The 12,475-nt window shown below is 69.3% G+C and carries 12 protein-coding genes; 7 read left to right on the forward strand and 5 right to left on the reverse strand.

Annotated features, from left to right (window positions below; all coding sequences use genetic code 11):
- The first annotated feature begins 115 nt into the window (after window positions 1-115).
- On the forward strand, window positions 116-1,618 hold the full coding sequence (locus tag OG392_RS18555; RefSeq protein ID WP_329280789.1) for a glycosyltransferase family 87 protein: 1,503 nt from the start codon (window positions 116-118) through the stop codon (window positions 1,616-1,618).
- 32 nt (window positions 1,619-1,650) lie between these two features.
- On the opposite strand, the gene OG392_RS18560 is transcribed toward OG392_RS18555, so the two are convergent.
- From OG392_RS18560 to OG392_RS18570, 3 genes are all read right to left on the reverse strand, one after another.
- Complete coding sequence (locus tag OG392_RS18560) at window positions 1,651-2,682, reverse strand: alanine racemase (RefSeq protein ID WP_329280791.1); 1,032 nt, start codon at window positions 2,680-2,682, stop codon at window positions 1,651-1,653.
- 82 nt (window positions 2,683-2,764) lie between these two features.
- The gene (locus OG392_RS18565) at window positions 2,765-3,883 is read right to left on the reverse strand and encodes a lipid II:glycine glycyltransferase FemX (RefSeq protein WP_329280793.1); all 1,119 of its coding nucleotides are present in this window, start codon (window positions 3,881-3,883) and stop codon (window positions 2,765-2,767) included.
- A 119-nt stretch (window positions 3,884-4,002) separates the two neighbouring features.
- Window positions 4,003-4,317, reverse strand: coding sequence for a hypothetical protein (locus OG392_RS18570; RefSeq protein ID WP_329280795.1), 315 nt, complete (start codon window positions 4,315-4,317; stop codon window positions 4,003-4,005).
- A 284-nt stretch (window positions 4,318-4,601) separates the two neighbouring features.
- Between OG392_RS18570 and rpsF the strand changes: the two genes are divergently transcribed.
- The 4 genes from rpsF to rplI all read left to right on the forward strand — a co-directional run bounded on the left by rpsF (window position 4,602) and on the right by rplI (window position 6,320).
- Window positions 4,602-4,892 carry a 30S ribosomal protein S6 gene (gene rpsF / locus OG392_RS18575; RefSeq protein WP_015034882.1) on the forward strand — a complete coding sequence of 97 codons (291 nt, stop codon included), beginning with the start codon at window positions 4,602-4,604 and terminating at the stop codon, window positions 4,890-4,892.
- Window positions 4,893-4,966: 74 nt separating this feature from the next.
- Window positions 4,967-5,563: a single-stranded DNA-binding protein gene (locus OG392_RS18580; protein WP_329280797.1), complete on the forward strand. Its 597-nt coding sequence runs from the start codon at window positions 4,967-4,969 to the stop codon at window positions 5,561-5,563.
- 55 nt (window positions 5,564-5,618) lie between these two features.
- Window positions 5,619-5,855 (forward strand): 30S ribosomal protein S18, encoded by a 237-nt coding sequence (gene rpsR / locus OG392_RS18585; RefSeq protein WP_003967857.1) that lies wholly within the window; start codon window positions 5,619-5,621, stop codon window positions 5,853-5,855.
- Window positions 5,856-5,873: 18 nt separating this feature from the next.
- Window positions 5,874-6,320: a 50S ribosomal protein L9 gene (gene rplI, locus OG392_RS18590; protein ID WP_030317964.1), complete on the forward strand. Its 447-nt coding sequence runs from the start codon at window positions 5,874-5,876 to the stop codon at window positions 6,318-6,320.
- Between the two features lie 176 nt (window positions 6,321-6,496).
- Here rplI and OG392_RS18595 read toward each other — a convergent pair whose 3' ends face one another.
- The gene (locus tag OG392_RS18595; protein WP_329280799.1) at window positions 6,497-7,834 is read right to left on the reverse strand and encodes an MATE family efflux transporter; all 1,338 of its coding nucleotides are present in this window, start codon (window positions 7,832-7,834) and stop codon (window positions 6,497-6,499) included.
- Between the two features lie 424 nt (window positions 7,835-8,258).
- On the opposite strand from OG392_RS18595, the gene dnaB reads away from it, so the two are divergent.
- Window positions 8,259-9,746 (forward strand): replicative DNA helicase, encoded by a 1,488-nt coding sequence (gene dnaB / locus OG392_RS18600; RefSeq protein WP_329280802.1) that lies wholly within the window; start codon window positions 8,259-8,261, stop codon window positions 9,744-9,746.
- A gap of 19 nt (window positions 9,747-9,765) precedes the next feature.
- Here dnaB and OG392_RS18605 read toward each other — a convergent pair whose 3' ends face one another.
- Window positions 9,766-10,650, reverse strand: coding sequence for an alpha/beta fold hydrolase (locus OG392_RS18605; protein WP_329280804.1), 885 nt, complete (start codon window positions 10,648-10,650; stop codon window positions 9,766-9,768).
- Between the two features lie 374 nt (window positions 10,651-11,024).
- On the opposite strand from OG392_RS18605, the gene OG392_RS18610 reads away from it, so the two are divergent.
- Window positions 11,025-12,407 carry a serine hydrolase domain-containing protein gene (locus OG392_RS18610; RefSeq protein WP_329280806.1) on the forward strand — a complete coding sequence of 461 codons (1,383 nt, stop codon included), beginning with the start codon at window positions 11,025-11,027 and terminating at the stop codon, window positions 12,405-12,407.
- Window positions 12,408-12,475 lie beyond the last annotated feature (68 nt).

Below are 12,475 nucleotides of genomic sequence, written 5' to 3' on the forward strand. Positions count from 1 at the left end.
GGTCCCCCGCCGACGCGTGAGCCGAGGGCCGCCGCGTCCGATCCGTACCTTTCCGTACGGGCAGGACGCGGCGGCCCTCGCCGTTTTCCCGGAGCCGTACGGCAGGATGTCCCCCATGCCGAGCCTCCAGAAGACGAGCGCGCCGCAGGACCGGCCCCAGGGCCGCTCGCAGACGGTCATCCCCACCCACCGGGACAAGGTGGCCGCCGCGGGCAGCGCACTGATCGGCGGCCCCTACGGCCGGCGGGCGAAGACCGGCACCGGACAGTTCTCGCCGGTGCGGGTGATCGCCCTCGTGGCCATCGGCATGTTCGCCCTCGGCATGGTGCAGAAGCTGCCCTGTTACAACTGGGCCTGGTTCCGGGGAACGACCTCCCAGTACACCCACGCCTGCTACTCGGACATCCCGCACCTGTTCACGGGGCGGGGCTTCGCCGAGGGACTGGTGCCCTACTTCGACCGGCTGGGCGGCGACATACCGTTCCTCGAGTACCCGGTCCTGACCGGGCTCTTCATGGAGGTCGCGGCCTGGCTGACGCCGGGCGGCGGCGACACGATGCAGCGTGAGCAGTCGTACTGGCTGGCCAACGCGGGTCTGCTGATGGTCTGCGCGGCCGTTCTCGCGGTCTGTGTGGCCCGAACGCACCGGCTGCGGCCCTGGGACGGGCTGCTGGTCGCCCTGGCGCCCTCGATCGCCCTGACGGCGACGATCAACTGGGACATACTGGCTGTCGCGCTGACGGCCGCCGCGATCCTGATGTGGTCGCGCGAGCGGCCGCTGGCCTTCGGGATCCTGCTGGGTCTGGCGACCGCCGCCAAGTTCTACCCGATACTGCTCCTCTGCCCGCTGCTGCTGCTCTGCTGGCGGGCCGGGAAGTGGCGGGAGTACGGGACGGCCGTGCTGGCCGCGGGCGGCGCATGGCTGGTGGTGAACCTGCCCGTGATGCTGCTCGCACCCGAGGGCTGGAAGCAGTTCTACCTCTTCAGCCGGGACCGGAACGTCGACTTCGGTTCGATCTGGCTGCTGATCAGCCAGCGGACGGGCGACGCCATAACGCCGGGCCAGGCCAACCTGTACGCGCTGCTCCTGATGCTGGCGGCGATCGCCGGACTCGCCTACCTGGCGTTCACCGCGCCCCGCCGGCCCCGCTTCGTCCAGCTGGCGTTCCTGATCGTGGCCGCCTTCGTCCTGACCAACAAGGTCTACTCACCCCAGTACGTGCTGTGGCTGGTGCCGCTGGCGGCGCTCGCCCGGCCGCGCTGGCGCGACTTCCTGATCTGGCAGGCGTGCGAGGTCATGTACTTCGTGGGCGTCTGGATGTACCTGGCGTTCACGAACAGCGGCGTCACCAAGCAGGGTCTGCCGGTGGACGGCTACCAGTTCGCGATCGTGCTGCACCTGCTCGGCACCCTGTACCTGTGCGTGATGGTCGTACGCGACATCCTCACGCCCGAGAAGGACCCGGTCAGGCAGGACGGCGCGGACGACCCCTCGGGAGGCGTCCTGGACGGTGCAGAGGACGTCTTCGTGGCGGGCAGGGCCGCCCATCCGGCCCGGCACGCGGCCCCGGCCGCGGAGGAGACGCTGCTGGTGGAATGGGGAACCCCCAGGAGCTGAGCTCCCGGGGGTGAGGGGCGGAACCGGCCGGCTCAGCGCTCGACGAGCCGGTCGAACTGCGTCGTGGTGTGGCGCAGATGGGCCACGAGCTCGTCGCCGACCCGGGGCTCCTGGGCGTCGGCCGGCACGAACAGGATCGACACCTGCATGTGCGGCGGCTCGGCGAACCAGCGCTGCTTCCCGGCCCAGACGAAAGGCGAAAGGTTCCGGTTGACGGTCGCGAGACCGGCCCGTGCGACGCCCTTGGCGCGCGGCATGACGCCGTGCATGGCCTTGGGGGCCTCCAGACCCACACCGTGAGAGGTGCCGCCGGCGACGACGACCAGCCAGCCGTCCGACGCGGCCTTCTGCTGGCGGTAGCCGAAGCGGTCGCCCTTGGACACCCGGGTCACGTCGAGGACCGCGCCCCGGTACTCGGTGGCCTCGTGGTCGCCCAGCCACAGCCGGGTGCCGATCCGGGCGCGGAAGCGGGTCTGCGGGAACTGCTGCTGGAGCCGCGCCTGTTCCTGGGCCCGCAGGTGGCTGACGAACATGGTGTGCAGCGGCAGCCGGGCGGCCCGCAGCCGGTCCATCCAGCCGATGACCTCCTCGACGGCGTCGGTGCCGTCCGGGCGGTCCAGCGGGAGGTGGAGCGCGAAGCCCTCCAGACGGACGTCCTCGATGGCGGAGTGGAGCTGCTGGAGCTCCTCCTCGCGGACACCGTGGCGCTTCATCGAGCTCATGCACTCGATGACGACCCGGGCCCCGACGAGGGCGTGGACGCCGTCCACGGACGACACGGAACGGACGACCCGGTCGGGCAGCGGAACCGGTTCCTCACCCCGGCGGAAGGGGGTGAGGACCAGCAGGTCGCCACTGAACCAGTCCTTGATCCGCGCGGCCTCGTACGTGGTGCCCACGGCGAGCATGTCGGCGCCGAACCGGGCCGCCTCGTCCGCGAGGCGTTCGTGGCCGAAGCCGTAGCCGTTGCCCTTGCAGACCGGGATCACGCCGGGGAACTGGTCGATGACGGTCTTCTGGTGCGCGCGCCAGCGAGCGGTGTCGACGTAGAGGGAGAGCGCCATGGCCGGCCCGGAACCTTTCTGATGGCAGCGGTGTGTCAAAGGTATGTACGAGACTACGGAAACGTCAGCGGCACGGCACGGGTCAGCGGCGCGACATGTAGATGTCGAGCGCCTTGTGCAGCAGCTTGTTCAGCGGGAAGTCCCACTCGCCGACGTACTCGACGGCCTCGCCGCCCGTGCCCACCTTGAACTGGATGAGGCCGAACAGGTGGTCGGTCTCGTCGAGCGAGTCCGAGATGCCGCGCAGGTCGTAGACGGTCGCACCCATCGCGTAGGCGTCGCGCAGCATGCGCCACTGCATCGCGTTCGAGGGCCGGACCTCACGGCCGATGTTGTCGGAGGCGCCGTAGGAGTACCAGACGTGACCGCCGACGACGAGCATCGTCGCCGCGGAGAGGTTCACGCCGTTGTGGCGGGCGAAGTAGAGCCGCATGCGGTTGGGGTCCTCGCTGTTGAGGACGGTCCACATGCGCTGGAAGTACGAGAGCGGTCGCGGCCGGAAGTGGTCACGGACGGCCGTGATCTCGTACAGCCGCTGCCACTCGGCCAGGTCCTCGTAGCCGCCCTGGACGACCTCGACACCGGCCTTCTCGGCCTTCTTGATGTTGCGGCGCCACAGCTGGTTGAAGCCCTTGAGGACATCGTCGAGCGAGCGGTTCGCGAGCGGGACCTGGAAGACGTAGCGGGGCTGCACGTCGCCGAAGCCGGCGCCGCCGTCCTCGGCCTGCTGCCAGCCCATCTTCCGCAGCCGGTCGGCGACTTCGAAGGCGCGCGGCTCGATGTGGGTGGCCTCGACGTCCTTGAGGCGCTTGACGTCGGGGTCCTGGATGCCGGACTTGATGGCGGCCGAGTCCCAGCGCCGGATGACGACCGGCGGGCCCATCTTCACCGAGAAGGCGCCCTGCTGCTTGAGGTGCGCCAGCATCGGCGTCAGCCAGTCGTCCAGGTTGGGCGCGTGCCAGTTGATGACCGGGCCCTCGGGCAGATAGGCCAGGTAGCGCTTGATCTTCGGGAGCTGGCGGTAGAGCACCAGGCCGGCACCGACGAGCTCGCCGTTCTTGTCGAACCAGCCGAGGTTCTCCGAGCGCCACTCGGTCTTCACATCAGCCCACGCCGGGACCTGGCAGTGGCTCGCCGCGGGCTGGCTCTGGATGTACGCCAGATGCTGCTCACGGCTGATGGTCCTCAGGGTCAGGCTCATGCGGGGCGCTCCTCGGCAGGTGTGTCCCCATCGGTCAGGGGCTCCGGCTCTCGCGCCGAAGCCTACTGTGACCGAGGAGCGCCCCGAATGGGTGTGTGCGTCCTGACGTGCCCCTGGACTCAGCTGATGACGCCGCCGAAGAGCCCGCCGTACGCCATTCCGAGGTAGAACCCGAACGCCGAGGCACCGAGTCCGAGGATCAGCAGGAAGCGCTCGCGTGTCGTCACGGAGATGAACTGTCCGTAGGCGCCGGTCAGGATGCCGATCAGGCCCGCCCAGGAGCTCAGCAGGTGCAGGTTGTGGAACTGCGCGGTGACGAAGGCGAGGACGCCGAGGACCAGCGTCACTCCGACCAGGGTGTCCTGGATGGGGTGTGGTTTGCCGTCGGTGGCGAAGAGGGAGTGGCCGGGTTCGGGTCGCATTGCCTGTGCCATGGGGCACCTCCTGGCGTAGCTGCCGGAAGGCGGCGCATCGTAGCGCCGCCGACATCCGTTGTGTACAGATTGCGTCCCCTCACCAGTGAATTTCAACCGCAGGGGGATGAGCAGGTACTCTGTACGGTCTGCACCGGTGTCTGCCCTGGTCCGTCTGGATCCCGGCAGTACCCCTCGTTCGCCGAGGGGGACTGTCAGTGGTGGCGGATACCGTTGCTTACGCATCACGACCCTCCTGCCACGGAACGACCGTGGCCGCTGAGTCCAAAGGAGGTGGGTTCCACATGCGTCACTACGAAGTGATGGTCATCCTCGACCCCGATCTCGAGGAGCGCGCTGTCTCCCCGCTGATCGAGAACTTCCTTTCCGTCGTCCGTGAGGGCAACGGAAAGGTCGAGAAGGTCGACACCTGGGGCCGTCGTCGTCTCGCCTACGAGATCAAGAAGAAGCCCGAGGGCATCTACTCGGTCATCGACCTGCAGGCCGAGCCTGCGGTCGTCAAGGAGCTCGACCGACAGCTCAACCTGAACGAGTCGGTCCTCCGGACCAAGGTCCTCCGTCCCGAGACCCACTGAGCGACTAGCTCAGTGGTCTTCGGATCCGAGTAGCAGCAAAGCAGCCAGAAGCAATCCCGCCGAGAGGTTCCCCCATGGCAGGCGAGACCGTCATCACGGTCGTCGGCAATCTTGTCGACGACCCCGAGCTGCGCTTCACCCCGTCCGGTGCGGCGGTCGCGAAGTTCCGTATCGCGTCCACCCCCCGCACCTTCGACCGTCAGACCAATGAGTGGAAGGACGGCGAAAGCCTCTTCCTCACCTGCTCGGTCTGGCGTCAGGCGGCGGAGAACGTCGCCGAGTCGCTTCAGCGAGGCATGCGCGTCGTCGTGCAGGGCCGGCTGAAGCAGCGGTCCTACGAGGACCGTGAGGGCGTCAAGCGCACGGTCTACGAGCTGGATGTCGAGGAAGTCGGCCCCAGCCTCAAGAACGCCACGGCCAAGGTCACCAAGACCACCGGTCGAGGCGGCCAGGGTGGTTACGGCGGGGGCGGCGGCGGCCAGCAGGCCGGCGGCGGTGGCAGCTGGGGTGGGAACTCCGGCGGTGGCCAGCAGGGTGGTGGCGGTGCTCCCGCCGACGACCCGTGGGCGACCGGCGGTTCCTCCTCCTCCAGCGGCCAGCAGCAGGGCGGCGGAGGCGGCTGGGGTGGAAACTCCGGCGGCGGCGGCTACTCGGACGAGCCCCCCTTCTAGGCCACGGCCTGGAAGCAGCTCGTACCCCCATTCTTGATCACACAGGAGAAACACCATGGCGAAGCCGCCTGTGCGCAAGCCTAAGAAGAAGGTCTGCGCGTTCTGCAAGGACAAGACCCAGTACGTGGACTACAAGGACACGAACATGCTGCGGAAGTTCATTTCCGACCGCGGCAAGATCCGTGCCCGCCGCGTGACCGGCAACTGCACGCAGCACCAGCGTGACGTCGCCACGGCCGTCAAGAACAGCCGTGAGATGGCGCTGCTGCCCTACACGTCCACCGCGCGATAAGGAAAGGGTGACCGAATAATGAAGATCATCCTGACCCACGAGGTCTCCGGCCTCGGCACCGCCGGCGACGTCGTCGACGTCAAGGACGGCTACGCCCGCAACTACCTGGTCCCGCGTGGCTTCGCCATCCGCTGGACCAAGGGTGGCGAGCAGGACGTGGCGCAGATCCGCCGCGCCCGCAAGATCCACGAGATCGCGACCATCGAGCAGGCCAACGAGATCAAGGCCAAGCTCGAGGGCACGAAGGTGCGCCTGGCCGTTCGCTCCGGCGACGCCGGCCGTCTCTTCGGCTCCGTGACCCCGGCCGACATCGCCTCGGCGATCAAGGCCGCGGGTGGCCCCGACGTCGACAAGCGTCGCGTCGAGCTCGGCTCGCCGATCAAGACCCTGGGCTCGCACCAGGTGTCCGTGCGTCTGCACGCCGACGTTGCCGCGAAGCTCGGCGTCGAGATCGTCGCCGCGTAACGCTGCCGCCGGCGCTCTGCGCTGAGCAGTGAGGAAGGGCCGCACCTCTCGGGGTGCGGCCCTTCCGCTGTGCCAGGGGTCTTGTCCTGCGGACTCGGCTGCCAGGGTGGCAGTGCGTGGCAGTGCGGGCCTCTCGGCTTCGTTTCACGTGAAACAGGGCGTTTCACGTGAAACATTCACCGTGTGGCGCCGGTGACGATCCAGCGACCCGAGCGGGAACGGAACCAGAGCGTGGCCATCCGGACGGACATCATCAGCGTCATCGCCCACCAGAGCGCCGTCAGACCGCCGCCGAGCGCCGGGACCAGCAGGGCCACCGGGGCGAAGACCGCGAGCGTCAGCAGCATGGCCCAGGCCAGATAGGGGCCGTCCCCCGCACCCATCAGGACGCCGTCGAGCACGAAGACGACCCCGGCGATCGGCTGCGAGATCGCGACCACGAGCAGAGCCGGGAGCAGGGTGTCCTGGACGGCCGTGTCCCCGGTGAAGAGCGGGATGAACAGGGGGCGGGCGACGATGAGCAGCGCGCCGAGCACCACACCGGAGAGCACGCCCCACTGGACCATGCGGCGGCAGACCTGACGGGCGCCCTCGGCGTCGTTCGCGCCGAGATACCGGCCGATGATGGCCTGGCCCGCGATCGCGATCGCGTCCAGGGCGAAGGCCATCAGGCTCCACAGGGACAGGATGATCTGGTGGGCCGCGACCTCCGCGTCGCCCATCCGGGCCGCTACGGCCGTGGCGATCATCAGGACCGCGCGGAGCGAGAGCGTACGGACGAGGAGCGGGACGCCGGCCTGGGCGGAGGCGCGTATGCCCCCCGCGTCGGGGCGGAGGGAGGCTCCGTGCCGTCTGGCACCCCGTACGACCACGACGAGGTAGGCGACGGCCATGCCGAACTGGGCGATCACCGTGCCCCAGGCCGAGCCCGCGATCCCCAGACCGGCGCCGTAGACGAGGCCGACGTTGAGAGCGCCGTTGGCCGCGAAGCCTCCGATGGCCACGTAGAGGGGCGTACGCGTGTCCTGGAGACCGCGGAGGACGCCGGTGGCGGCCAGGACCACCAGCATGGCGGGGATGCCGAGGCTGGAGATCCTGAGGTACGTGACGGCGTACGGTGCGGCGGTGTCGGAGGCTCCGAAGAGTTCGATGAGCCAGGGCGCCGAGGGCAGGGTCAGTGCGACGACGGCTGCGCCGAGGAGAAGGGCGAGCCAGATGCCGTCCATGCCCTGTCGGATGGCGGCCTGGAGGTCCCCGGCGCCGACGCGGCGGGAGACGGCGGCCGTGGTGGCGTAGGCGAGGAAGACGAAGATGCTGACGGCCGTGGACAGCAGGGCGGCGGCGATTGCCAGACCGGCGAGCTGGGGGGTGCCGAGATGGCCGACGATGGCGCTGTCGACCATGAGGAAGAGCGGCTCGGCGACCAGAGCGCCGAAGGCCGGCAGGGCGAGGGAGACGATCTCGCGGTCGTGCTGTCGGCGGACGGCCTTGGGCGTCGCGGGAGCCTGGGTCATGGGGGTCAATCTAATCTTCCACAGGTAAGAGATGCAATGTATCTGTGATCCTTACTTGTTGGGAGCAAGGCGCTTCGGGTGTGGGTCGTTTGTTCTGATCTTGGTCCAGGGTGAAAAGTTTTTCTCCCCCACAGCCCGTGGATGGGAAAACTGCAGGTCAGACCCGCGAGGGTGGGGGGCTTATGAGTTTGTCCACATGGCTGTCCCCCGGTCCGTGCACAGGTTCCGGCGAGTTCTCCACAGACTGAGGCCCTTCACCCACAGGGCCTGTGGATAACCAGATTGGCTGACGCCTCTCGCGGGCCTACCGTGGTCCGGCGCCCGACGCGCCAGAAGCGGTCGCAAAGCCACTCGTTGATCAAGCCCGTGGCGTAAGAAAGAGTGGCACGGCGATGTCCGCGGAGCGGACGGGAGGAGGTGCTTGGTGAGCATTCCCGAGCCCATGGACGACCCTTGGGCCGACAGCGGACCGAGCGACCGACTGCCCACCCGCACCCGAGGCGAGGGGCGCGGTCGCGGCCGCGGGCGGGACGACCAGCACGAGCGGGGCGGCGAAGGCGGCGGGCCCTGGGACGGTGGCCTCTCCGGCTTCGAGCGGGTTCCCCCGCAGGACCTCGACGCCGAGCAGTCCGTCCTCGGCGGCATGCTGCTCTCCAAGGACGCCATCGCGGACGTCGTGGAGATCATCAAGGGCAACGACTTCTACAAGCCCGCTCACGAGACCGTCTACGCCGCGATCCTCGACCTGTACGCCAAGGGCGAGCCTGCCGACCCGATCACGGTCGGCGCCGAACTCACCAAGCGCGGCGAGATCACCCGGGTCGGCGGTGCCTCCTATCTGCACACCCTGGTCCAGTCGGTACCGACGGCGGCCAACGCCTCGTACTACGCGGAGATCGTCCACGAGCGGGCCGTCCTGCGCCGCCTCGTCGAGGCCGGCACCAAGATCACGCAGATGGGCTACGCGGCCGACGGAGACGTCGACGAGATCGTGAACTCGGCCCAGGCCGAGATCTACGCGGTCACCGAGCAGCGCACCACCGAGGACTATCTCCCGCTCGGCGACATCATGGAGGGGGCGCTCGACGAGATCGAGGCGATCGGCTCCCGCAGCGGTGAGATGACCGGTGTGCCCACCGGCTTCACCGACCTGGACTCGCTCACCAACGGTCTGCACCCCGGTCAGATGATCATCATCGCGGCGCGTCCCGCCATGGGTAAGTCGACCCTCGCCCTCGACTTCGCGCGGGCGGCGTCCATCAAGCACAACCTGCCCAGCGTCATCTTCTCCCTCGAAATGGGCCGCAACGAGATCGCGATGCGTCTGCTCTCGGCGGAGGCGCGGGTCGCCCTGCACCACATGCGCTCCGGCACGATGACCGACGAGGACTGGACCCGGCTCGCCCGCCGGATGCCGGACGTCTCCCAGGCCCCGCTCTACATCGACGACTCCCCGAACCTGTCGATGATGGAGATCCGGGCCAAGTGCCGTCGGCTCAAGCAGCGCAACGGCCTCAAGCTCGTCATCATCGATTATCTGCAGCTGATGCAGTCCGGTGGTTCGAAGCGGCAGGAGAGCCGCCAGCAAGAGGTCTCCGACATGTCGCGAAACCTGAAGCTCCTCGCCAAGGAGCTGGAGCTGCCGGTGATCGCGCTCTCCCAGCTGAACCGTGGACCCGAGCAGCGAACCGACAAGAAGCCGATGGTCTCCGACCTGCGCGAGTCCGGCTCGATCGAGCAGGACGCGGACATGGTCATCCTGCTGCACCGCGAGGACGCGTACGAGAAGGAGTCACCGCGAGCGGGCGAGGCCGACATCATCGTCGGCAAGCACCGTAACGGCCCCACGGCCACGATCACCGTGGCCTTCCAGGGCCACTACTCCCGCTTCGTGGACATGGCTCAGACCTGATCCCGGCCGATACGGGATCTCATCCTCGGTTCAACGGGCGGATCTGGAGCGGGCCGAGGAGTGCGGGAACGACTTCGTTCCAGGTCTCGCGGGGGAACACCTCGTGGCCGGTCCGGTCCATGGTGAGGAATCGGGCGCCGGGGATCTCGGTGGCGAGGGCGCGTCCGTGTTCCAGGGGGAACAGCGGGTCCTCGGCGCCGTGCAGGACGAGTGTCGGGGCCGTGATCGTGCCGAGGCGGGCCCGCCAGGGTGCTCCGGCGTCGATCAGGAAGGGGTTGGTGACCTGCGCGGCAATGTCGTCCGCGTGGTCGACGACCCGCGTCGCCCAGGCACGCATGGCCTCGGTATCGAAGGGGCGTGAGGGGGCGGCGAAGGGACGCTCGCCCTCGACGAGCCATTCGACGACGGCGGCCCGGTCGTTCCAGTCGGGCACCGGCGCGTGTGTGGTGAAGACCGCCCGCAGGGCTTCGGTCATCGGCGGCAGATCGGGCTGGTCGTGGCCCGGTCCTCCGGGCGTGGAGGACGCGAGGGCGAGCGAGGTGACCCGGTCCGGGTGGTCGAGGGCGAGCAGCTGGGCGACGGCGGAGCCCTGGGACATGCCGACGATCTCCGCGGACGGCAGGCGGAGCGCGTCGAGCAGCCCGGCGGCATCGGCGACCAGGTCGCGCAGGTCGTACGGCGGTTCGCCAGCGGGGTACCCGGTGGAGCGGCCCGCGTCCCGGCTGTCGTAGCGGATCACGTACCTGCCGCCGGCGGCGAGGCGGCGGACGAACTGCTCGTCCCAGGCGAGCATCGAGTGTCCGGCGCCGTGGATGAGGAGGAGGGGCGGGTCGGCGGGGTCGCCGAAGGTCTCCGCGCACAGTTCGACGCTGTTGGTCCGGACGATGTGTCCAGTGCCTCGCATGGGGTGCCGCCTTTCCCTCGCCTTCGTCACCTGTAGCGAAGATGCCAGTCAAGCATCCGTGTCAGTGGTCTCGCCGCCCATCTGCGCTGGGCCCACAGCCGGTTGTCACGGCACCTGGGACGGACGGAGCGGCGGGGGACTGGTCGCCCGTGAGCCCTGCGAGCGGGACGGGCGCGCTGACGTCGTCCTCCTCGCGTCCTCCGGACGCGCGGCACACGACGAGGCGACACCGGTCTACCGGGCTTCCGTTCAGCGGCACTTCGCCGCATTGCTGTCTCCGGAGCAGCTCGCGGTCCTGACCGGCATCGCGGAGGCCGTCGTGGCGCAGCGCTAATCCGGAGGTCGTCGTTCGGGTGATCGCGTTGGATGGGCCCATGACGACAACTTTCGAAGCTCTGCTGCCCGGCACCGAGCGGGCTCTGCTGCATCGCGTCGCGGTCGCGCAGTCCGAGGGCCGGGCTCCCTCTTTCGTGGGCGCCGTGGTGCGTGACGGAGCGCTGGTGTGGAGCGGCTCACGCAGTTGCGTGGACGGACACGCGCCGGATGCCGACACCCAGTTCAGGATCGGGTCCATCACCAAGGTGTTCACCGCCGTGCTGGTGATGCGACTGCGGGACGAGGGGCTCCTCGGTCTCGACGATCCGCTGGAACGGCACCTCAAGGGCACGGGCGTCGGGGATGTGACCATCGCTCAGCTCCTCGGGCACAGCGGCGGTCTCGCGGCCGAGACGCCTGGTCAGTGGTGGGAGCGCTCGTCCGCCGCGCTGCGGCCGGAGCTCTCCGACGTGCTGGGGGAGGAGCCCTTCCGTCAGGCGCCGGGGCGTCGGCATCACTACTCCAACCCCGGTTACACCCTGCTCGGTTCGCTGGTCGAGGCCGTGCGGGGGGTCTCCTGGGAGGAGGCGCTGCGGGGCGAGATCCTGGAGCCGCTCGGGATGAGCCGGACGACGCTCGATCCGGTGGCCCCGCACGCGGGTGGCTGGGCGGTGCACCCCTGGGCCGATGTGATGCTGTCGGAGCCGTCCGAGGACCTCGGGCTGATGGCGCCGGCCGGACAGCTGTGGTCGACGGCCGCGGATCTCGCCCGCTTCGCCGCCTTCCTCGCGGCAGGGGACGAGCGGGTGCTCGGTGCGGCCTCCGTGGCGGAGATGCGGGCCCCGGCCGCCGCGGCCGGGGAGGGGGACTGGGACGGAGGCTACGGGCTGGGTCTCCAACTGGTCCGCAAGGACGGCCGGACCCTGATCGGCCACACCGGATCGCTCCCCGGTTTCGTCGCCGCTCTCTGGGTGAGCGTGGAGGACGGGCTGGCGGCGATCGCCCTCGCCAATGCCACCTCGGGGCCGCTGACGGGGGCTGTGGCCGCCGATCTCGTCCGGATCGTGGCAGAGGCGGAACCGAGGTTCCCGGAGCCCTGGCGCCCGCTTCCGGAGGCCGAGGTCGACGAGGAGCTGCTGGCGCTGACGGGTCCTTGGTACTGGGGTACGTACGCCTATGGTCTCCGGATCGGTCCCGGGCGGAGTGTGGTGCTCGAACCCCTGCGGGGTGCTGGGCGACGGGCCCGCTTCGAGGCGCTGCCCGGGGGCGGCTGGGTCGGGCTGAACGGCTACTACGAGGGGGAGACGCTCCGGGCGGTGCGGCGCGCCGACGGCAGCGTGAGCCATCTCGACCTCGGGTCCTTCGTCTTCACACGGGAGCCGTACGCCCCGGCGGACGTGGTGCCGGGTGGCGTGGACGAGGCGGGCTGGCGCGGTCTCTGAGCCGTTCCGCGCTGTTGACGGCTGTTCCCTGTTTCACGTGAAACAGGGCTCCGTCGGCGTGCCGGGAC

Source organism: Streptomyces sp. NBC_00691 (genome assembly GCF_036226665.1).
GTDB lineage: Bacteria > Actinomycetota > Actinomycetes > Streptomycetales > Streptomycetaceae > Streptomyces.

Excerpts from the sequence above, each read along its gene's own strand:
- OG392_RS18595 (WP_329280799.1), bottom strand. The coding sequence starts at position 7,834 with ATGACCCAGGCTCCCGCGACGCCCAAGGCCGTCCGCCGACAGCACGAC.
- OG392_RS18605 (WP_329280804.1), bottom strand. The coding sequence starts at position 10,650 with ATGCGAGGCACTGGACACATCGTCCGGACCAACAGCGTCGAACTGTGC.
- OG392_RS18560 (WP_329280791.1), bottom strand. The coding sequence starts at position 2,682 with ATGGCGCTCTCCCTCTACGTCGACACCGCTCGCTGGCGCGCGCACCAG.
- OG392_RS18565 (WP_329280793.1), bottom strand. The coding sequence starts at position 3,883 with ATGAGCCTGACCCTGAGGACCATCAGCCGTGAGCAGCATCTGGCGTAC.
- OG392_RS18570 (WP_329280795.1), bottom strand. The coding sequence starts at position 4,317 with ATGGCACAGGCAATGCGACCCGAACCCGGCCACTCCCTCTTCGCCACC.
- OG392_RS18580 (WP_329280797.1), top strand. The coding sequence starts at position 4,967 with ATGGCAGGCGAGACCGTCATCACGGTCGTCGGCAATCTTGTCGACGAC.
- OG392_RS18610 (WP_329280806.1), top strand. The coding sequence starts at position 11,025 with ATGACGACAACTTTCGAAGCTCTGCTGCCCGGCACCGAGCGGGCTCTG.
- rplI (WP_030317964.1), top strand. The coding sequence starts at position 5,874 with ATGAAGATCATCCTGACCCACGAGGTCTCCGGCCTCGGCACCGCCGGC.
- OG392_RS18555 (WP_329280789.1), top strand. The coding sequence starts at position 116 with ATGCCGAGCCTCCAGAAGACGAGCGCGCCGCAGGACCGGCCCCAGGGC.
- rpsF (WP_015034882.1), top strand. The coding sequence starts at position 4,602 with ATGCGTCACTACGAAGTGATGGTCATCCTCGACCCCGATCTCGAGGAG.
- rpsR (WP_003967857.1), top strand. The coding sequence starts at position 5,619 with ATGGCGAAGCCGCCTGTGCGCAAGCCTAAGAAGAAGGTCTGCGCGTTC.